The organism is Clavibacter zhangzhiyongii (genome assembly GCF_014775655.1).
GTDB lineage: Bacteria > Actinomycetota > Actinomycetes > Actinomycetales > Microbacteriaceae > Clavibacter > Clavibacter zhangzhiyongii.
The window spans coordinates 2,388,384-2,408,578 of the sequence record NZ_CP061274.1 but is presented as its reverse complement, the minus strand read 5'-3'; the positions used below and the strand labels follow the sequence as shown (position 1 = coordinate 2,408,578).

General features: G+C 73.3%; 20 protein-coding genes. 11 read left to right on the top strand and 9 right to left on the bottom strand.

Going from position 1 to position 20,195, the window contains the following annotated elements; genetic code table 11:
* Positions 1-26 precede the first annotated feature (26 nt).
* Positions 27-1,445 carry a glycoside hydrolase family 1 protein gene (locus H9X71_RS11345; protein ID WP_191147189.1) on the top strand — a complete coding sequence of 473 codons (1,419 nt, stop codon included), beginning with the start codon at positions 27-29 and terminating at the stop codon, positions 1,443-1,445.
* Positions 1,446-1,529: 84 nt separating this feature from the next.
* Positions 1,530-2,096, top strand: a complete 567-nt coding sequence (locus H9X71_RS11340; protein WP_191147188.1) for a LemA family protein — start codon at positions 1,530-1,532, stop codon at positions 2,094-2,096.
* 9 nt (positions 2,097-2,105) lie between these two features.
* Here the strand turns inward: H9X71_RS11340 and H9X71_RS11335 are convergent, their stop codons facing one another.
* A complete protein-coding gene (locus tag H9X71_RS11335; RefSeq protein ID WP_191147187.1) occupies positions 2,106-3,338 on the bottom strand; it encodes a winged helix-turn-helix domain-containing protein in 1,233 nt (410 codons plus the stop codon).
* Positions 3,339-3,435: 97 nt separating this feature from the next.
* Here H9X71_RS11335 and H9X71_RS11330 point away from each other — a divergent pair, with 97 nt between their 5' ends.
* The gene (locus tag H9X71_RS11330) at positions 3,436-4,668 is read left to right on the top strand and encodes an AI-2E family transporter (protein WP_191147186.1); all 1,233 of its coding nucleotides are present in this window, start codon (positions 3,436-3,438) and stop codon (positions 4,666-4,668) included.
* Complete coding sequence (ilvA, locus tag H9X71_RS11325; protein ID WP_191147185.1) at positions 4,665-6,041, top strand: threonine ammonia-lyase; 1,377 nt, start codon at positions 4,665-4,667, stop codon at positions 6,039-6,041. Before H9X71_RS11330 ends, ilvA begins: the two co-directional genes overlap by 4 nt.
* Positions 6,042-6,111: 70 nt before the next feature.
* Here ilvA and greA read toward each other — a convergent pair whose 3' ends face one another.
* The gene (gene greA / locus H9X71_RS11320; protein ID WP_191147184.1) at positions 6,112-6,600 is read right to left on the bottom strand and encodes a transcription elongation factor GreA; all 489 of its coding nucleotides are present in this window, start codon (positions 6,598-6,600) and stop codon (positions 6,112-6,114) included.
* Between the two features lie 60 nt (positions 6,601-6,660).
* Positions 6,661-7,143, bottom strand: a complete 483-nt coding sequence (locus H9X71_RS11315; RefSeq protein WP_191147183.1) for a DUF4307 domain-containing protein — start codon at positions 7,141-7,143, stop codon at positions 6,661-6,663.
* 66 nt (positions 7,144-7,209) lie between these two features.
* On the opposite strand from H9X71_RS11315, the gene mca reads away from it, so the two are divergent.
* The 5 genes from mca (at position 7,210) to H9X71_RS11290 (ending at position 12,351) form a co-directional block, all read left to right on the top strand.
* The gene (gene mca, locus H9X71_RS11310) at positions 7,210-8,097 is read left to right on the top strand and encodes a mycothiol conjugate amidase Mca (protein ID WP_191147182.1); all 888 of its coding nucleotides are present in this window, start codon (positions 7,210-7,212) and stop codon (positions 8,095-8,097) included.
* Entirely contained in the window at positions 8,097-8,447 is a 351-nt protein-coding gene (locus tag H9X71_RS11305) for a hypothetical protein (protein ID WP_191149170.1), read from the top strand. Before mca ends, H9X71_RS11305 begins: the two co-directional genes overlap by 1 nt.
* A gap of 537 nt (positions 8,448-8,984) precedes the next feature.
* A complete protein-coding gene (locus tag H9X71_RS11300) occupies positions 8,985-9,980 on the top strand; it encodes a carbohydrate ABC transporter permease (RefSeq protein ID WP_191147181.1) in 996 nt (331 codons plus the stop codon).
* The gene (locus tag H9X71_RS11295) at positions 9,977-10,891 is read left to right on the top strand and encodes a carbohydrate ABC transporter permease (protein ID WP_191147180.1); all 915 of its coding nucleotides are present in this window, start codon (positions 9,977-9,979) and stop codon (positions 10,889-10,891) included. The genes H9X71_RS11300 and H9X71_RS11295 overlap by 4 nt, the downstream gene beginning before the upstream one ends.
* A gap of 80 nt (positions 10,892-10,971) precedes the next feature.
* Positions 10,972-12,351, top strand: a complete 1,380-nt coding sequence (locus tag H9X71_RS11290; protein ID WP_191147179.1) for an extracellular solute-binding protein — start codon at positions 10,972-10,974, stop codon at positions 12,349-12,351.
* A 24-nt stretch (positions 12,352-12,375) separates the two neighbouring features.
* Here H9X71_RS11290 and trhA read toward each other — a convergent pair whose 3' ends face one another.
* Positions 12,376-13,131 carry a PAQR family membrane homeostasis protein TrhA gene (gene trhA, locus H9X71_RS11285; RefSeq protein WP_191147178.1) on the bottom strand — a complete coding sequence of 252 codons (756 nt, stop codon included), beginning with the start codon at positions 13,129-13,131 and terminating at the stop codon, positions 12,376-12,378.
* 80 nt (positions 13,132-13,211) lie between these two features.
* Between trhA and H9X71_RS11280 the strand changes: the two genes are divergently transcribed.
* A complete protein-coding gene (locus tag H9X71_RS11280) occupies positions 13,212-13,997 on the top strand; it encodes an isoprenyl transferase (RefSeq protein WP_425321400.1) in 786 nt (261 codons plus the stop codon).
* Positions 13,998-14,208: 211 nt separating this feature from the next.
* Positions 14,209-15,555: an RNA 5'-3' helicase PhoH2 gene (gene phoH2 / locus H9X71_RS11275; RefSeq protein WP_191149169.1), complete on the top strand. Its 1,347-nt coding sequence runs from the start codon at positions 14,209-14,211 to the stop codon at positions 15,553-15,555.
* A 75-nt stretch (positions 15,556-15,630) separates the two neighbouring features.
* Here phoH2 and H9X71_RS11270 read toward each other — a convergent pair whose 3' ends face one another.
* The 5 genes from H9X71_RS11270 to xseA all read right to left on the bottom strand — a co-directional run bounded on the left by H9X71_RS11270 (position 15,631) and on the right by xseA (position 20,095).
* Entirely contained in the window at positions 15,631-17,058 is a 1,428-nt protein-coding gene (locus H9X71_RS11270) for a class II fumarate hydratase (RefSeq protein ID WP_191147176.1), read from the bottom strand.
* An 80-nt stretch (positions 17,059-17,138) separates the two neighbouring features.
* A complete protein-coding gene (locus H9X71_RS11265; RefSeq protein ID WP_236006842.1) occupies positions 17,139-17,801 on the bottom strand; it encodes a carbonic anhydrase in 663 nt (220 codons plus the stop codon).
* On the bottom strand, positions 17,798-18,508 hold the full coding sequence (locus H9X71_RS11260; protein WP_191147175.1) for a DUF4245 domain-containing protein: 711 nt from the start codon (positions 18,506-18,508) through the stop codon (positions 17,798-17,800). The genes H9X71_RS11265 and H9X71_RS11260 overlap by 4 nt, the downstream gene beginning before the upstream one ends.
* 2 nt (positions 18,509-18,510) lie before the next feature.
* Complete coding sequence (locus tag H9X71_RS11255; protein ID WP_191147174.1) at positions 18,511-18,768, bottom strand: exodeoxyribonuclease VII small subunit; 258 nt, start codon at positions 18,766-18,768, stop codon at positions 18,511-18,513.
* 10 nt (positions 18,769-18,778) lie between these two features.
* A complete protein-coding gene (gene xseA / locus H9X71_RS11250; RefSeq protein WP_191147173.1) occupies positions 18,779-20,095 on the bottom strand; it encodes an exodeoxyribonuclease VII large subunit in 1,317 nt (438 codons plus the stop codon).
* Positions 20,096-20,195: the final 100 nt, after the last annotated feature.

Here is a 20,195-nt window from a genome sequence, read left to right as displayed (position 1 = left end):
CCTCCCCGTGCCCGATACTGGCTCAGGTGACCCCTCGCGACGCAGCTCCCGACCGCCCCACGCCGACCGAGCTGGCGGGCCTCCTCGCGGGCGGCCCGCGCATCGGGGTCGGCACGAGCGCCGCGAAGGTCGAGGGCCGCGCGCACGAGGGCGGTCGCACCGAGTCGGTGTGGGACGCGTTCGCCCGGCGGCCCGGCGCGGTCGTCGACGGCGCGGATCCCGAGCGCGGAGCGGACCACATCGCCCGGATGCCGGAGGACGTCGCGCTCGCCTCCGAGCTCGGCGTCGACGTCCTGTCCTTCTCCGTCTCCTGGTCCCGGGTGCAGCCCGAGGCCCGCGGCGGGCTCCGCCGCGAGGGCATCGGCTTCTACGACGAGCTGGTCGACGCGCTGCTGGCGGCGGGGATCCGCCCGCGCGCCGCCCTGCACGACCACGACCTGCCGGTCGAGCTGCAGGACCGCGGCGGCTGGCTGCACCGCGACACGGCCCTCCGCTTCGGCGACCTGGCGTACCTCGTCGCCGAGGCGCTCGCCGACCGCGTGCCCGATTGGGTGACGCTGCGCACGCCCGCCCTCACCACGATGGCCGGCCACGTCACCGGGACGCACGCGCCCGGATCCCGCCTCGGGCTCGACGCGCTGCCCACCGTGCACCACCAGCTCCTCGCGCACGGGCGCGCCGTCGAGGCGATCCGCGGCGCGCGCTCGTCGGCCCGCGTGGGGATCGTGAACGCGCACCGGGTCGTCGAGGCGGCCACCGCCGACGACGACGACCGCGTGGCCGCCGTCGTCGCCCGCGCCCTGCACCAGGACCTGTTCGCCGACGCCGTGCTGCTCGGCCGCTACCCCGACCTCGACGGCCCGCACGCCGAGGCGTTCGAGCGGCTCGCCCGCGTGGATCCCGCCGACCTCCGCGCCATCGGCCAGCCGCTCGACCACTACGGCGTCGCGCTCGCCGACCCGATCCGCATCGCCGCCGTGCCGCGCCTGGTCGCCGGGTCCACCGCGATCCCGTTCGCCGAGCTGCCCTGGACCGACCACCCCGCCTCGCTCGACGGCCACCCGGTCGCCCCCGACCTCGTGCCCGTCGTGCTGGCCGACCTCCGCGCGCGCTACGGCGACGCCCTCCCGCCCGTCGTGCTCTCCGGCCTGGACGCGGCGCACCCCGAGCAGGTGGACGACCGCGACGGCAGCCGTCGGGATCCGCGTCGCGCCCACGCCGTCTCCGACCACCTCACCGCCGCGCTCGCCGCGGTCGCGCCGGGCGGGCCCGCGGAGGGCGTGCGGCTCGAGGCGGTCGTCGCGGGGAGCCTGCTCGACGGGTTCGAGTGGGAGGCCGGCGTCTCGACGCCGCGCGGGCTCGTCCACGTGGATCCGCGCACGCGCGACCGCACGCCCCGCTCCTCGTACCTCTTCCTCCGCGACGCGCTGCGCGCCCGCGGCTGACGCTCCACCTCGACGCCCCCAGTACGGGTGCGCCCCCGGCTCTCTCCCCGGGTGCTCCTCGGACCCGCGCGTAGACTCCCCAGCATGGAACTGTGGATCGCGCTGGGCGTCGTCGTGCTCCTGGCAGTGCTCGTCGGCATCTACCTCTGGGCCACCTACAACGCCCTCGTCACGCTCAACGTCCGGGTGGACGAGGCGTGGAGCGACATCACCGTGCAGCTGAAGAGACGGGCGGACCTGCTACCGACCATCATCGAGTCGGTCAAGGGCTACGCGGCGCACGAGAACCGGGTGTTCGAGTCGGTGGCATCCGCCCGCACGGAGACGATCAGCGCCGGGAGCCCCGTCGAGGCGAGCGCCGCCGAGGAGCACCTGCAGGGTGCCATGAAGTCGCTGTTCGCGGTCGCCGAGGCGTACCCGCAGCTGCAGACGAGCCAGACGTTCCTCCAGCTCCAGGGCGAGCTCGTCGACACCGAGGACCGCATCCAGGCCTCGCGCCGCTTCTACAACGGCGGCGTCCGCGAGCTCAACACCAAGATCACGCACTTCCCGAACACGCTCTTCGTGCGCGGGCTCGGCTTCGGCGAGCGGGACTTCTACGAGGTCTCGAGCCTCGCGTCCATCGCCGAGCCGCCGCGCGTCCAGTTCTAGCCGGCGGCCTCAGGCCGGCGCGGCCGTCGCGTCGATCGCGGGCAGGTGCGCCCGCAGCGCCGGCGCGAGCGTGCCGCGGTCGACGACGCCCACGCGCTCGAGGCCCTGCCACGCGGCGGCGCGCTCCAGCAGCGGGGCGATCCGCTCGGCGACGACGGAGGCGTCGTGCCGTCCCTCGGCCCACGACGCCTGCACGCGCAGCACGCCCGCCTGCCGGTCGCTCTTGAGGTCGACCCGGGCGACGATCTCGTCGTCCATCAGCACCGGCAGCACGTAGTAGCCGTGCACGCGCTGCGCGGCCGGGGTGTAGATCTCGATCCGGTAGTGCAGGTCGAAGAGGCGGAGCGCCCGCTCGCGGAACCACACGACCGGGTCGAACGGCGAGAGCAGCGCCTCGCCGCGGATCCGCCGGGGCAGCCGCGCGTCCCGGTGCAGCCACACGGGCAGCGGCTTCCCGCGCCCCTCCCAGCTGGGCACCGTGACGGGCAGCACCTCGCCCGCGTCCGCGAGGTCCCGGAGCGCGCGATCGGTGGCGGCGCGCGACAGCCGGTGGTAGTCGCCGAGGTCGGCCGCGGTGCCGATGCCGTGCGCGACGGCGGCGCGGCGCACCAGCTCGCGGACGGCGTCCTCCTCGGGCACGTCGCGGTCGCGGACCGCGGCGGGGAGCACGTCCTCCGCGAGGCCGTAGACGCGCTCGAACCCGCGGCGCCCCACGCTCGCGATCTCGCCCCACGCGAACATCGCCTCCAGCGCGCGCTTCACGTCCGACCAGCCCCACCACGGGCCCGTGCGCACGTTCGCCTCGTGCTCGACGGCGCTCGCCGGCACCGGACCCGTGCGGCCGAGCTCGGCGCGCACCTCCGCGAGGAGCGGCGCGTGCTCGAGCGCCCAGGATCCGGGCCGCGTGCGGCGGGCGCGCTCCGCCTCCATCCGCCAGCGGAACAGCGGCAGGTCGTCGACGGGCAGCACGGCGGCCTGGTGCGCCCAGTACTCGGTGTACGCGCCGCCTCCGCCGAACAGCATCCGGTCGAGGGCGGCGCGGTCATAGGGGCCGACGCGGGCGAGCACGGGCAGGTGGTGGCTGCGCTCGAAGACGTTGACCGAGTCGATCTGCAGCAGGCCGAGCCGGCGGATCACCGCGCCCAGCCGGCGCGTGCCCGCCGCGGTCCCCTCGGCCCGGCCGAGCCCCTGCGCCGCCAGGGCGATGCGGCGGGCGAGGGCGGGGGAGACGGAGTCGGGCATGCCCCGACGCTACCCGCGGCCCCCGACGCGGCATCGGGCGACATCCGCCCGCGGCCGGGCGCACGGGCGGACGGGAGGCCCGTCCTAGACTCCCAGCATGATCTTCGGCCAGCGATCCCGCGCGCGCGCGGCTGCCGCCCGCGCGGCCGAGCGCCCCGTCGAGCCCGACATCGACACCGTCCGTCCGGTCGCGCGCACCGTCGCCGAGGCCGTGCCGCCCGGCATGGTCATCGCGGGCGCGTGGGCCTGGCGCCTGCTCCTCATCCTGGGCGTGCTCGGGGCGGTCGGCTGGCTCGTGATCCAGCTCGAGTACGTGGTCATCCCGCTGCTGCTCGCCATCGTGCTCGCGGCCCTGCTCGTGCCCATCTCGAACTGGATGCAGCGGCACCGCGTGCCCAAGTGGCTCGCCGTCGCGATCTCCGAGATCGGGGTGATCGTCGCGGTGGCGGCGCTCGTCTACCTCGTGACCACCCAGATCATCGGCCAGTACGACTCCATCCGCGCGCAGTCGCTCAGCCGCTACGCGGACGTCCGCGACTTCCTCACGGACGGGCCCCTGCAGCTCTCGGAGGCGCAGCTCAACGACGCGTACGCCCAGGCGGTGGACGCCGTGCAGCGCGACGCCGGCGCGCTCCTCAGCGGCGCGCTCTCCGTCACGTCCTCGCTCGGGCACGTGCTCACGGGCGTGCTGCTCGTGCTGTTCTCGACGCTGTTCATCCTCATCGACGGCCCCGGCATGTGGCGCTGGGTCGTGCGCCTGTTCCCGCGCCTGGCGCGCCCCGCGGTCGACGGCGCGGGCAAGGCCGGCTGGACGACGCTGCAGAACTTCGTGAAGGTGCAGGTGCTCGTCGCGCTGATCGACGCGGTCGGCATCGCGGGCGGCGCCGCCATCATCGGCGTCCCGCTCGCCATCCCCATCGGCGTGCTCGTCTTCCTCGGCTCGTTCATCCCGATCGTCGGAGCCGTCGTCACGGGCACGCTCGCCGTGTTCGTGGCGCTCGTGTACAACGGGCTGACGCAGGCGCTCATCATGATCGCGATCGTGCTGATCGTGCAGCAGGTGGAGGGGCACATCCTCCAGCCGCTCATCATGGGCTCGGTCGTCAAGGTGCACCCGCTCGCGGTCGTGCTCTCGGTCGCCGCGGGCGGCATGGTCGGCGGCATCGCGGGCACGTTCTTCGCCGTCCCGCTCGTCGCCACCCTCAACTCCATGGTCAAGCACGTCGCCAGCGGCGCCTGGCGGGGGAACCCCGAGCCGCCGCCGCCCGCGGTCCCCGCCGACGCCTCGCACGCCACCCGCCGCCCGAACCCGAGGAAGCGCACCAGATGACCGACGCCGCCCCCGCCGCGACCCCCGCCGAGACGGCCGCCGCCGCCCCGCACGCCGAGCCGCCCCGACTGCGCGCGGTGGGCGACGAGCTCGACCCCTCGCAGCTGGGGGAGGACGCCGCGGCGCTCGCGGGGGAGCTGCCCCGCGGATCCGCGCCCACCCTCGAGCGCATCCGGGCCGCCCGCGAGGTGGTGAGCCGCGTCGCCGACGTGACCCCGATGGAGTCGTCGCGCTTCCTCGCCGAGATCCTCGGCAGCCCCGTGCACCTCAAGTGCGAGAACCTGCAGCGCACCGGGTCGTACAAGATCCGCGGCGCGTACAACCGCATCTCGCGCCTCACCGACGAGGAGAAGGCGCGCGGCGTCGTGGCCGCGTCGGCCGGCAACCACGCGCAGGGCGTCGCGTTCGCCGCGCGCGAGCTCGGGATCCGCGCCACGATCTTCATGCCGGTGGGCGTCGCGCTGCCGAAGCTGCAGGCCACCCGCCAGTACGGCGCCGAGGTCATCCTGCGCGGCCACACGGTCGCCGAGCCGCTGCTCGCCGCCGCGGAGTTCGCCGCGCAGACGGGAGCCGTGCTCATCCCGCCGTTCGACCACGAGGACGTCATCACGGGCCAGGCCACCCTCGGCCTCGAGATCCTCGACCAGACGCCCGACGTGGAGACGGTCGTCGTGCCCATCGGCGGCGGCGGCCTGATCTCCGGGGTCGCGACCGCGCTCAAGCTGCGCGCCGCCGAGGAGGGCCGCACCATCCGCGTCGTCGGCGTGCAGGCGCGGAACGCCGCCGCCTACCCGCCGTCGCTGGCCGCGGGCCGCGCGACCGAGATCGAGATCACGCCCACGATCGCGGACGGCATCGCGGTGGCGAAGCCGGGCCTGCTCAACTTCGACATCATCCGCGAGAGCGTCGACGAGGTCGTCACGGTCGAGGACGACGACACCGCGCGGGCCCTGCTCCTCCTCCTCGAGCGCGCGAAGCTCGTGGTGGAGCCCGCGGGCGCCGTGGGCGTCGCGGCGATCCTCGCGGGTCTCGTCACGGACGCCGGCCGCACCGTCGTGATCCTCTCGGGCGGCAACATCGACCCGCTCATGATGGAGCGCGTCATCAGCCGCGGCCTCGCCGCCTCCGACCGCTACGTGAAGCTGCGGATCATGCTGCCCGACCGCCCGGGCCAGCTCGCCCGCACGTCGCAGATCATCTCCGAGGCGAACGCGAACGTCGTCGAGGTGCTGCACACGCGCCACGGCCGCGGGCTGCAGATCAGCGAGGTCGAGCTCGAGGTGAGCGTGGAGACGCGCGGTCCCGAGCACACGGGCGAGGTCGTGCAGCGCCTCCGCGACGCGGGCTACGACCCGCGGCTCCAGCGCGACTGAGGTCGCCGGGGACGACGAGAGGGGACGCGGACCACATGGTCCGCGTCCCCTCTCGTCGTGGTGGGGAGCGCTACGGCGTGTAGTTCTCCACGGCCTGGATCTCGACGGGGATCTCGCGGCCGTTGGGCGCGGTGTACGCGCCCTTCCGCCCGACCTCCCAGCCGATGATCGCGGCGCCGAGCGGGGACTGCTCGCTGTAGACGTCGAGGTCGCTGTCGCCCGCGATCTCGCGGTTGCCGAGCAGGAACTTGGTCTCGTCGCCGGCGATGAGCGCGGTGACGACCGTGCCGGGCTCCACGACGCCGTGGCTCTCCGGGGCGTCGCCGACCTCGGCGGTGCGCAGCAGCTGCGTGAGCTGGCGGATGCGGGCCTCGATCTTGCCCTGCTCCTCCTTGGCGGCGTGGTAGCCGCCGTTCTCCTTGAGGTCGCCCTCCTCGCGGGCGATCTCGATCTTCTTCGCGATCTCCTCGCGGCCCTGCACGCTGAGGGTGTCGAGCTCCCTGCTGAGGCGGTCGAACGCCTCCTGGGTCAGCCAGGTGACTGCCTGCTCCTGCGCCACGATGGACTCCTTGCACTCGCACGGACGCCCCGACGGATCCGTCGGGGCGAATCCCCCACTCTAGGCGGGCCAGCAGCTGTGGATCAACCCGGTCACGGCGGGACCGGTGGTGCGCAGCCGCACCGTCTCCATGCGCTCGAAGCCGTCCTGGGCGGGGAGCTCGACGACCTCCCACCCGACGATGGAGCGCTGCTCGTCCTGCGCCTGGACCGCGCAGTAGGCCGCGGTGCCGGTCGGCATGACGACCGAGAACGTGACGTCGATGGTGCGGTCGTCGACGATGTCGAAGGCGCGGTCGGTGGCGTCGATGGATCCCGACGCCTGGTCGAGCCCGGCCCACAGCACCCACGCGCCGAACACGAGCGCGACGAGCCCGCCGGCGACCCCGTAGAGCCACCGCTGGCGGATGCGCGCGGGCCGCGTGCGCCCGTACCGCTCGTCGAGCGCGGGGGTGGATCGCGGGGCCGGGACGCGGTGCTCGACGGTCTCGTCGTCGTCCGGCAGGGACCCGGCGGGGACGGGGGATCGGGACTCGGTCGTCACGGCGATCTCCTCACACGCACCTTGTACTCTGGGGATCCAGACTACCTTCCCCACCCTTGGAGCCCCGTGACCCTGCGCCTCATGGCCGTGCACGCCCACCCCGACGACGAGTCCAGCAAGGGCGCGGCGACGTACACCCACTACACGCACCAGGGCGCCGAGGTCATGGTCGTCAGCTGCACGGGCGGCGAGGCGGGCGACATCCTCAACGAGGGCCTCGCCGAGCGCGCGATGGCCGAGCGCGACCTGCCCGGCCTCCGCCGCATCGAGATGGCGCGCGCGCAGTCCGTCATGGGCGTGCAGCATCGCTGGCTCGGCTACGTCGACTCCGGCATGGCGCGCGAGGACGGCTCGCTGCCGCCCGCGTCCTTCGCGAGCATCCCGGTGGAGGTGTCGGCCGAGCCGCTCATCCGCCTCGTCCGCGCGTTCCGCCCGCACGTCCTCGTGGCGTACGACGAGAACGGCGGCTACCCGCACCCCGACCACATCCAGGCGCACGTGATCGCGATGGAGGCGTGGCGCGAGTCCGGCGTCCCGGGCTCGTACCCCGACGCGGGCGAGCCGTGGGAGGTCTCCAAGCTCTACTTCGACCGGATCTTCAACGGCGCCAAGCTCCGCGCCGTGCGCGAGCACCTGGTCGCCTCGGACGCCGCCCCCGAGATGCTCGAGGCCGTCGACGAGATGCTCGGCTGGATGGGCGACCGCCCCGACCTCGCGACCACGCACGTGCACGTCGCCGACCACTTCGAGGCCCGGGACCGCGCGCTCCTCTCGCACGCGAGCCAGGTCGCGCCCGACAGCTCCTTCTTCCGCTGGCCGCGCGACCTGCAACAGCGCGCCTGGCCGTTCGAGGACTTCCAGCTCGTGGAGTCGCGCGTCGACGCGCCGGACGAGGAGCACGACCTGTTCGCCGGCATCCCGGACGACGCGGACGACCGGGCGGCACGCGCGTGATGGGCTCGGATCTCGCCCTCCGCCTCGCCGCGGCCGTCACGACCCCGAGCCCCACGCCCACCGCCGAGTTCGACCCGGACACGGTCTCGCCCGGTCCCGTCGGCTTCATCGCGATCTTCTTCGTGGCCGTCATGGTGCTGCTGCTCATGGTCGACATGACCCGGCGCATCCGCCGCACGCGCTACCGCGAGGAGATCCGCGGCCGGCTCGAGGCGGAGAAGCTCGAGGCCGACCTCGCCCGCGACGCCGCTCCCGAGCGCGACCGCCGAGCGACGGACCCCACCGTCACGGACGGCGACGCGGACGCGGACGCGGCGCCGGACGACCCCGCGGGCACGCCGCGCGGCTGAGCGGCGCTCCCGTCGGGTGGCGTCCTCGTCCACCGGCTGTGGACGCGCGGCGTTCCACCGGGTCGCGGGCTCCGTAGGGTCGAGCTCCACCCACGGACGGAGCCCTCTCACCATGTCATCCCCCACGCCCTGCACCCGATCCCCTCGTCGCCTCGGCCGGGGCGCTTGCGCGGCCATCGCGGCCATCGCGCTCTGCGCCACGGTGGGCCTGCACCTCGACTCGGCGTCCGCCTCCCCGACCGCCGCGCTGGACGGGGTCAGCGTCAGCGCGATGGGTCACAACCCGCACTCGGCGGCTCCGGACCCCTGGGTCTCGGACCCGGGCCACCATGTGGGCTGGGGAGGCGGGTCGCACCTCGGCTGACGGTCACCATCGGACCCGGACGACGACGGCCGGCTCCCCCCGTCCGGGGGGCGCCGGCCGTCGCTCGTCCGTCCGCCCGCCACCCGCGCGCACCCGTCCGTTAACCCGCCCTGCCTACTTTGGCCAGGCACGGAGGGAACGTTCCCTCCCTGTGATCCAGGAGGAGGTCCGATGTGACGCACGCCCCCGCGCCCACCCGGGTCGCGTCGACCCCGGCGGCGGTGCCGGCCCCGGGGTCGACCTCCGGCCGTCCGACCGCCCGGCGTCCCGGCTCGGCCCCGCGCCGCCGCCGACCGGGCCGCGTCCGCGACGGTCTCCTGTTCCTCGCCTTCGTCGGCCCCAACGTGCTGCTGCTCGCGGTCTTCACGTACAAGCCGCTGCTCGAGTCCTTCTACTACTCCACGCTGCAGTGGAACATCGGGTCGCAGGTGGCGCGCGAGGTCGGCCTCGCCAACTACGTAGCGTGGTTCCAGGATCCGCAGACCCCCACGGTCGTCGGCGTCACGGTCGTGTTCACCGGCGTCACGGTCGTCGGCTCGATGGTGCTGGGGCTCGGCGTCGCCGTGCTGCTGAACCGCAGGATCCGGCTGCGCGGGCCGGTCCGCACCATCATCGTCGCGCCGTACGTGCTCTCCGGCGTGGCCGTCGGCTTCCTCTGGCTGTACGTCTTCGACCCGAACTTCGGCCTCATCTCCGCGGGCCTGTCCGCCCTCGGCCTGCCGTCGCCCGACTGGTACAGCGACCCGGGCGCGGCCCTCGCGATGGTCACCACCGTGCAGGTCTGGCGCGACCTCGGCTACTGCGCGCTCATCTACCTCGCGGGCCTCCAGGCGGTGCCGAAGGACCTGCTCGACGCGGCGGCCCTCGACGGCGCCGGCCGGATGCGCGCCTTCGTGCGCATCGTGCTGCCGATGCTCAGCCCGACCACGTTCTTCCTGAGCGTGACCACGCTGCTCAGCTCGCTGCAGACCTTCGACCTCATCAGCGCGATGACCAAGGGCGGGCCGCTGCAGGGCACGACCACGATGATGTACCAGATCTACCACGAGGGCTTCGTGGCCGGCCGGGCCGGCTACTCGTCGGCCGTCGCCACGATCCTCTTCCTCGTCCTGCTCGTCGTCACGCTCGTCCAGCTCGTCATCGTCCAGCGGAAGGTGCACTACTCGTGACCGCGACCCTCGCCCGACCCGAGTCCGCGGGCACGACGGCGGCGCCCGGCCGCTCGCGTCGCCGCCTCCGACGCTCCACCGCATCCGGATCCGCGCGGCCGCCGCTCGCCGGCACGTACCTCGCGCTCGCCCTCGCCGTGCTCGTGATGCTGCTGCCGCTCGTCTGGATGGTGCTGACGAGCTTCAAGGACTTCGGCGAGATCTACTCGGTGCCGCTGGAGCTGCTGCCGTCGTCGTTCGCGCCCGACAACTACGTCACGGCGTCCGACACGGTCTCCTTCCAGACCCTGGCCGCCAACAGCGCCGTCAAGACGCTCGTGGGCTCGGGGCTCAAGGTGCTGCTCGGCCTGATGACGGCGTACGCGCTCGTGTTCATCCGCGTGCCGTTCGCGAAGGTCTGGTTCGGGGTCGTGATCCTCGCGCTGCTCGTGCCGCAGCAGATCGTGATGATCCCGAACTACCAGGTCGTCGCGGGCCTCGGCTGGATCAACACGTACCCGGGCCTCATCCTCCCGGGCGTCGCGAGCGCCTACGGCACGTTCCTCTTCCGGCAGCACTTCCTCACGCTGCCGGGCTCCGTGCTCGAGGCGGCCGCGATGGACGGCGCCGGGCACCTGCGGCGGCTGTGGTCGTTCGTGATCCCCATGTCGGCGCCCACCATCGCCGCCGTCGCGCTCGTCTCGATCGTCGGCGAGTGGAACGACTACCTGTGGCCGCTCCTCGTCACGACCGACCCGCGCATGATGACGCTGCCCGTCGGCCTCACCCTCCTGCAGGACACCACGGGCATCACGAACTGGGGCGTCCTCATGGCCGGCACCGTCATCGTCACGCTCCCCGTGCTCGCGGTCTTCCTCGTCTTCCAGCGGCGCATCGTCGGCGGTCTGACCGCCGGCGCCGTGACCGGCTGACGTCGCGACCCACGACCCGCGACCCCGCTCCCTCCTCCCCGCCCGATCCGCATCCCCGCACGCCCGATCCCAGGAGAACCATGCCCATCGCCCCCCGCTCCGCCTTCGGCGCCGCCGCCGCCAGCTCCCTCCGCCGGCGCGACATGCTGAAGCTCGGCGCCGTCCTCGGCGGCACCGCGCTCCTCGCCGCCTGCTCCGGCCCGTCCGTGGGCGGCGGCACCGCGGCCACCGCGGCCCCCGACACCGACTGGGACGGGATCCAGCCCGCCACCGACATCACGTGGTGGACGACGCACCCCGGCCAGACCTCCGACCTCGAGGCGCAGTTCGCCGCGGACTTCCTGGCGAAGACGGGCATCACGGTGAACGTGGTGACGGGCGGCGCGAGCTACGACGAGATCGCGCAGAAGCTGCAGGCCGCGGCGGGCACCGACAGCATGCCCGACATGGTGAACGCCAGCGACACCTGGTGGTTCCGCTACATGGTCAACAAGCAGTCGATCGCGATGGACGGCCTCATGGCGCACCTCGGCTTCGAGCTCGACGACTTCAACGGGGTGTTCCTCGACGACTACCTCTACGACGGCGCCCGGTACGCCGTGCCCTACGCGCGCTCGACGCCGATCTTCTACTACGACAGGTCCATCTGGTCGAAGGCCGGCCTGCCCGACCGCGCGCCCGACACCTGGGCGGAGCTCGAGGAGTGGGCGCCCGCGATCATGAAGGCGACCGGCGGCACGCCCGCCATCCGCCTCCCGCAGGGGTCCATCGGCACGTGGGCGATGAGCAACGTCCTGTGGGGCCGCGGCGGCCGGTACTCCGACGGGTGGGATCTGGCGCTCGACCAGGCGGAGACCCTGGAGGCGGCCCGCTACGCGCGCGGCCTCGTCTTCGACTCGAAGATCGCGAACGTGGCGGCCGCCAGCGGCGACACCGCGGTCGACTTCGCGGGCGGCCTCGCCCCCAGCACCATCGCATCCGCCGGTGCCGCGGGCATCGTCACGGGCAGCGCCCGGTTCCCCGTCGGCACGGGCGTCCTGCCGGGCGGACCGCAGGGGCGGTTCGTGCCGACGGGCGGCACGGGCCTCGCCGTCGTCGGCAGCAAGACGAAGGAGCAGCAGCTCGCCGCCGCGATGTTCATCAAGCACGTCACGGAGGTCGACCAGCAGGTCGCCTTCGCGAAGAAGACCGGCTACGCGCCCGTGCGCACGTCGGCCGGCCAGAGCACGGACCTCACCGGCTTCTGGGGCGACAACCCGGCGTTCCGCACCGCGTACGACAGCCTCGAGCACGTGCGCTCGCAGGACTGGGCGCGGACGCTGATCCCCAACGGCGACACGTACCTGCAGCAGCCGTGGGCGCAGATCCTCTCGCAGGACGCGGACCCGGCCGACGTGTTCCCGGCCGCCGCGGCGCAGCTCACCTCCGCCTACGCGGAGAACGTGCAGCCGTACCTGTAGCGGTCGCCCGACGCGCCCGCCCGGTCAGACGACGGGCGGGTTCGTCGCCACCAGCAGGATCCCCGTCCAGTGGCAGAGGAACGCCACCAGGGTGAACGCGTGGAAGATCTCGTGGAAGCCGAAGCGGCCGGGCCAGGGGTTCGGCCGCTTCAGCGCGTACGCGACCGCGCCGACCGTGTAGGCGAGGCCGCCGGCGAGGATGAGCGTCATCATCGCGGCGTCGGCGCGGAAGAAGTCGACGATGAACACGAGCGACGCGTAGCCGAGCACGAGGTACAGCAGCACGTAGAGCCAGCGCGGCGCGTGGATCCAGAAGACGCGGAACAGCACGCCGAGCGCGGCGCCCGACCACACCAGCCAGAGCAGCAGCACCGACTTCCCGTGCGGCAGCGCGAGCACCGTGATGGGCGTGTACGAGCCCGCGATGAGCAGGAAGATGTTGGCGTGGTCCATCCGCTTGAGGAGGATCTTCGCCCGCGGCGACCAGTCGAACCGGTGGTAGACCGCGGAGACGCCGAACAGCAGGAGCGACGACGCCACGAACACGGCGCACGCGATGCGGGCGGCCGGGCCGTCGGCGACCGCGATCAGCACGATGCCGAGCACGAGCGCCACGGGGGTCATGCCCGCGTGCAGCCAGCCGCGCCAGGTGGGCTTCGGCTCCAGGCCGGCGTCCTGCGCGTCCTCGACGAGCGGGAGGTGGGCGACGGACGCCTCGTCCTCCGGATCGCCGTCCTGCGGACTGCCGAGCGGGCCGGGGGAGGAGGCGGCGGGCGTCATCCTGCGAGTGTAGGACAGCCCTGCGCGACGTCAGCCGGCCGGGCGATCCGGCTTCCGGGTGCGTGGGCTAGCGTGGGATGGTGCGAGAGAAGCCGATCCGACCGTGGCGCGGTCTGCTCTACCGGGCGTACCAGAAGCGCATCCGCCGCGGCCTCGACCGGAGCGCCCTGCCGCACCACATCGCGATGATCCTCGACGGCAACCGCCGCTGGGCCCGTCAGCTCGGACTCGAGTCCGCGGCGCACGGGCACCGCGCCGGGGCGGCCAAGTTCCTCGAGTTCCTCGAGTGGTGCGACGACCTCGACATCAAGGTCACGACGCTCTACCTGCTCTCCACCGACAACCTCACGGGCCGCGGCAGCGCCGAGCTCACCGCGCTCATCGACATCATCGGCCAGCTCGCGGAGGACCTCTCCCGGCACCGCGACTGGCGGGTCAAGCACGTGGGATCCGACGAGGGCCTGCCGCCCGAGCTCATCGCCCGGCTCGACGCCTCCGAGGAGCGGTCGAAGGGCAACACCGGCCTGCACATCAATCTCGCGGTCGGCTACGGCGGGCGCACCGAGATCGCCGACGCCATGCGCAGCATCGTGCAGTCGCACCACCTCGCCGGCGGCACGCTCGAGGACCTCGCGGCCCTCCTCACCCCCGACCTCATCGGCGAGCACCTCTACACGGGGGGCCAGCCCGATCCCGATCTCGTGATCCGCACCTCGGGCGAGCAGCGCATCAGCGACTTCATGCTGTGGCAGTCGGCGCACAGCGAGCTCTACTTCATGGAGGCGCTGGGGCCGGACCTCCGCGAGGTCGACTTCCTCCGCGCCCTCCGCGACTACTCCTCGCGCCAGCGCCGCTTCGGCTCCTGACGCGCCCCGGCCCCGGCGCCGGGCAAGAGTTAATGTCCCTGACACATCGGGTCGCGCGTGGCACTGGTCACCGCCGGGGTGCGCGACGTAGGTTCGCACTCATCAGGCATGGCGCCTGATCGAGAGGGCCGCAGGATCTCTCGTCACCGTGGCCCGATCGCCGTCAGGTTCCGAGCGCGAACGCTCGGGGATGGAGTGGCCCGTGGCCCCGATGGACAGCCGCAGCAGCACCGCACGACGCGACGACCGGGGGGAGGGGACGCAGCAGGCCGAGCGCACGTACGTGCTCGACACCTCCGTCCTCCTGTCCGACCCGCGCGCGCTCTTCCGCTTCGCCGAGCACGCGGTGGTGATCCCGGTCATCGTGATCACGGAGCTCGAGGCGAAGCGGAACGACCCGGAGATCGGCTACTTCGCGCGACAGGCCCTCCGCCTCCTCGACCAGCTCCGCGAGGAGCACGAGCGGCTCGACTTCCCCATCGAGGTGGGCGACGCCGGCGGCACGCTCCGCGTCGAGCTCAACCACTCGAGCATGGCGGCGCTGCCCAACGGCCTGCAGCTCGGCGACAACGACTCGCGCATCCTCGCGGTCGCCCTCAACCTCTCGACCGAGGGCCTCGCCGTCACGGTCGTCTCGAAGGACATGCCGCTGCGCGTGAAGGCGGCCTCCATCGGCCTCCAGGCGGAGGAGTACCGCGCCGAGCTCGCCGTCGACAGCGGCTGGACCGGCATGGCCGACGTCACGCTCTCCAGCGACCAGATGGCCGACCTCTACGACACCGAGACGCTGCAGACGCGCGCCGTGCAGGACCTGCCCGTCAACACGGGCGTGGTGCTGCACTCCGACCGCGGATCCGCCCTCGGCCGCGTCACGCGCCGCGGCACGGTGCACCTCGTGCGCGGCGACCGCGAGGTCTTCGGCCTCAAGGGCCGCTCGGCCGAGCAGCGCCTCGCGATCGACCTGCTCCTCGACCGCGAGGTGGGGATCGTCTCCCTCGGCGGCAGCGCCGGCACCGGCAAGTCGGCGCTCGCGCTCTGCGCGGCGCTCGAGGCGGTGCTGGAGAAGCAGCAGCACCGGAAGATCATGGTGTTCCGCCCGCTGTACGCGGTCGGCGGCCAGGAGCTCGGCTACCTGCCGGGCGACGCCGCCGAGAAGATGAACCCGTGGGCGCAGGCCGTGTTCGACACGCTGGGGTCGGTCGTCTCGCAGAACGTCATGGACGAGGTGGTGGAGCGGGGGATCCTCGAGGTGCTGCCGCTCACGCACATCCGCGGGCGCTCGCTGCACGACGCGTTCGTGATCGTCGACGAGGCGCAGTCGCTCGAGCGCAACGTGCTGCTGACGGTGCTCAGCCGCATCGGCCAGAACTCGCGCGTGGTGCTCACCCACGACGTCGCGCAGCGCGACAACCTCCGCGTCGGCCGGCACGACGGCGTCGCCAGCGTCATCGAGACGCTGAAGGGCCACGAGCTGTTCGGGCACATCACGCTGACCCGCTCGGAGCGGAGCGCGATCGCCGCGCTCGTCACGGGGCTGCTCGACGGCGACCCCGTGTGATCCACGCCGCCGCATGACGACGGGCGCCGGTCCCCGAGGGGATCGGCGCCCGTCGGCGTCCGTGCGGGGCTCCGGCTACAGGCCCGGCGCCGTCATGCGCAGCACGTCGAGGCCCTGGTCGAGCTGCTCCTCGGTGATCTCGCCGCGCTCGACGTAGCCGAGGTCGACGACGGCCTCGCGCACCGTCATCTTCTGCGCGACCGAGTGCTTGGCGATCTTCGCCGCGGCCTCGTAGCCGATGATGCGGTTGAGCGGCGTGACGATCGACGGCGACGACTCCGCGAGCGCGCGGGCGTGCTCCTCGTTGACGCGCAGGCCGTCCACCGTCTTGTCGGCGAGCAGGCGCGTGGAGGAGGCGAGGATGCGGATCGACTCGAGCAGCGACGAGCCCATGACGGGGATCGCGACGTTGAGCTCGAACAGGCCCGAGGCGCCCGCCCACGCGACGGTGGCGTCGTTGCCGATGACGCGCGCGCAGACCATGAGCACGGCCTCGGGGATGACCGGGTTGACCTTGCCGGGCATGATCGAGGACCCGGGCTGCAGGTCGGGGATGTGCAGCTCGCCGAGGCCCGTGTTGGGGCCCGAGCCCATCCAGCGGATGTCGTTGCAGATCTTGGTGAGGCTCACCGCGAGGGTGCGCAGCGCGCCGGAGGCGTCGACGAGGCCGTCGCGCGCGCCCTGCGCCTCGAAGTGGTCGAGGGCCTCGGTGACGGGGAGGCCGGTGTCCTCGGCGAGCACCTGGATGACCTTCTGCGGGAAGCCGAGCGGCGTGTTGATGCCGGTGCCCGTGGCGGTGCCGCCGAGCGGGACCTCCGCGACGCGGGGGAGCGCGGTGCGCACGCGCTCGATGCCGAGGCGCACCTGGCGCGCGTAGCCGGCGAACTCCTGGCCGAACGTGACCGGGGTCGCGTCCATGAGGTGCGTGCGGCCCGCCTTGACGAACCCCTTCCACGCCTCGGCCTTGGTCTCCAGCGCGTCGGCGAGGTGCTCGAGGGCGGGGATCAGCTCGGCGAGGAGCGCGCCCGTGACGGCGACGTGCACCGAGGTGGGGAAGACGTCGTTCGAGGACTGCGACGCGTTGACGTGGTCGTTCGGGTGCACGGGCTTCCCGAGCGACGCCGTGGCGAGGGCCGCGAGGACCTCGTTCATGTTCATGTTCGAGCTCGTGCCGGAGCCCGTCTGGTACACGTCGACGGGGAAGTGCTCGTGGTGGGATCCGCCCGCCACCTCGTCGGCGGCCGCGACGATCGCCTGGGCGACGTCGGCGTCGACGATGCCCATCTCGCCGTTCACGATCGCGGCGGCGCGCTTGATGCGGGCGAGCGCCTGGATCTGCGCGGGCTCGAGCCCGCGGCCGGAGATGGGGAAGTTCTCGACGGCACGCTGCGTCTGGGCGGCGTACAGCGCGTCCCGGGGGACCCGCACCTCGCCCATCGTGTCGTGCTCGACGCGGAACGCGTCCGCGCCGTTCGTCTCGGTTCCGGGGGAAGTGTCGACCACGCTGTTTCTCTCTCCTTCGGGACGGGTGATGCACCGGACCGCAGGGGCCCGGAGTGTGCGGGTCAGCGCGGGAAGCCCCTCTAGCGAGGGATGTCGCCCACGATGACGTCGGGCACCGCGGTGCCCTCGAGGAGCTTGTAGTTGGCGCCGACGATGGCCAGGCTACCGGCCGCCACGTGGTCGGAGATCATCTCGGACGCCTCCAGGAGGCGGGTCACGGTGTCGCGCAGGTGCTCGCGGCCGACCTCGCCCGCGTCGACCTCGTCGGGCACGACGGGGTCGCCCGCGACGCGGCGGACGGCCGGCGCGATGGGCGCGATGAGGTTCGCGATGTGCGGCGGCAGCGCCTCCGCGTCGGGCGCCGCGCTCTCGATGGCCGCGCGGACGGCACCGCACTCGTCGTGGCCGAGCACGACGATGAGCGGCACGCCGAGCACGGCGACCGCGTACTCGAGGCTGCCGAGCACGGAGTCGGAGATGATCTGGCCGGCGTTGCGCACCACGAAGAGGTCGCCGAGGCCCTTGTCGAAGATGATCTCGGCCGCGAGGCGCGAGTCGCTGCAGCCGAACAGAGCGGCGACGGGGCGCTGCACGTGCGCGAGCGCGGCGCGGCGCTCGACGTCCTGGCGCGGGTGGCGCGGCTCGCCGGCGACGAAGCGGGCGTTGCCCTCCATCATCTCGGCCCACACCTCGGCGGGCGCCTGCACGGCGTCGTCCGACGCCGTCTCTGCCTGATCGGTCATCCCTCGATCCCCTCCTCCGGTGCGATGGTGCTGGTGGTCGAGCTGCCGTCGGCGGGCGTCGGGACGCCGGCCGGGGTGCCGCGCGCGGCGGCGACGGCGTCGATCGCGGTGCGCAGCTCGTTGGCGTCGGCCGTGCCGTAGACCGCGTAGGTGCTGTCGCCGTCCACGGCGCTCGCCGCGAGGACGACGTTGCCGGGATCCTCCGCGCCGCTGTTGTCGTAGAGCGTCCACTCGAGGCCGCCGATCTCCTCGCGGCTCACCTCGGGGGCGGACCGCAGGGTCTCGAGGAGCCAGGTGGGGTTCGCGTCGATGCCCTGCGAGATCCCCACGTAGCGGTTGCTCGGCGTGATGAGGCCGATGTACCAGACGGCCACGCCGTCGCGCCCGGCCGGGCGGATCTCCGCGTCGTTGCTCTTCCAGGCCGCCGGCAGCTCCGGGACCACGAGCGTCTGGGGGAAGCCGCCCTGGGCCTCGGCGGCCGCGGCGGCGTAGTCGACGTCCGGGAGGATCGTGGTGTTCGAGCGCGGCACGATGGCGACGATCACCGCGACGGTCGCGACCGTGACGATGAGCGAGTAGAGCAGGTTGCGGAACGTCTGCTTGGCGCGGTGGCGGCGGGAGTCGGCGGCCTTGCGGGCGGCGGTCTCCTCGGGCGTCTCCGGTCGGCCGAGCTCGGCGACGACGTTGGGGGTGCGGGGCTTCGCCACGGTCAGCGCGCGTCGGACGCGGCGGACGTGCGCGCGGCGTCGAGGCGCGCCTTCGCGCCGAGCAGCCACTCCTCGCAGCGGGCGGCGAGGGCCTCGCCGCGCTCCCACAGGGCGATCGACTCCTCGAGCGTGGACGCGCCCTGCTCGAGGTCGTTGACGACGCGCACGAGGGCGTCGCGCGCCTCCTCGTAGCTGAGGTCGGAGACGTCCGGCAGGCGTGCGCCGGTGTCGGCGCCGGGGTCGGCGGGGCTGGTGGGCATGGGGGAGATCCTAGCTTTCGGTGCCGGACGCGGGCCGGGCGTCGCGGGCGGGGGAGGCGGGCAGGCGCGCGGCCGACGAGGGGATGTCGTCGGTCGGGCCGGTGGAGGTGGCGCCGAGCGCGCCGGCGGCGAGCCGCAGCACCAGGCCGGTGCCCGTCGGAGCGTCGGCGGGGGCGCGGAGGGCGGATCCGTCGGCCGTCTGCACGATGGCGTAGCCGCGGTCGAGGACGTGCTGCGGCGAGAGCGTGCGGAGCTGGCGGGAGAGCTCGCTCGTCTGCTGCATCCCGCGCTCGACGACGCGGCCGGCGAGCTCCGCGGAGCGCGCGATGTAGCGGCCGAGCTCCTCGGCGCGCGAGTCGACGATCCACGCGGTGCTCGCGAGCACGGGACGCGACCGCAGCTGCTCGATCCGGTCGATCTCGCCGCGCACCTGGCTGGTGAGGCGCATCCCGATGCGGGCGCGCGCCTGCTGCACGCGCGACAGCTCCTCGGAGACGTCGGGCACGACGCGCTTGGCGGCGTCCGTGGGCGTGGACGCGCGGAGGTCGGCGACGTCGTCGAGCAGCGGCCGGTCGGCCTCATGCCCGATCGCGCTGACGAGCGGGGTGCGGCACGCGGCCGCCGTGCGCACGAGCGTCTCGTCGCTGAAGACCAGCAGGTTCTGGAAGTCGCCGCCGCCGCGGGCGACGACGATGACGTCGACCTCGGGATCCTCGTCGAGCACCCCGATGGCGCGCGTGACCTCACCGGGCGCCCGGTCTCCCTGCACCGCGGTGTGCACGACGCGGAACCGCACGCTCGGCCAGCGGAGCTGGGCGTTGCGGAGCACGTCCTTCTCGGCGTCGGAGTCCTTGCCGGTGATGAGGCCGATGCAGCCGGGGAGGAAGGGGAGCCGCCGCTTGCGGTCGGCGTCGAACAGGCCCTCGGCGCGCAGCGTCTGCCGCAGGCGCTCGAGCCGCTCGAGCAGGTCGCCGAGGCCGACGTGCCGCATCTCCAGCACCTGCATGGTGAGCGTGCCGCCCTTGACCCAGTAGTTGGGCTTCACGAGCGCGACGACGCGGGCGCCCTGTCCGAGGTCGGCCGGGATCTTGGCGCGCACCGACGACCAGACGGTGAAGCTGATGGTGGCGTCGACGTCGAGGTCCTTGAGCTTCCCGTAGACGTTGCCGCCGGATCCGCCCCACTGGGTGATCTCGCCCTCGACCCACGCGGTGCCCAGCCGGTCGATCCAGCCCTTGATCTTGCCCGACAGCACCGAGACGGGCCACGGGGCGTCGACCGTCGGGGCGTCCGCCGCGGGCATGGACACGGTGCGCGTCTCGCTCATGGTCCCCCACTCGGCGCCCAGCGCGGGCGCATACAATTGAATACGTGACTACAGCGACCATTGACCAGCGACTCGTGGGAGCACCCGTCGTCAGCCTGTC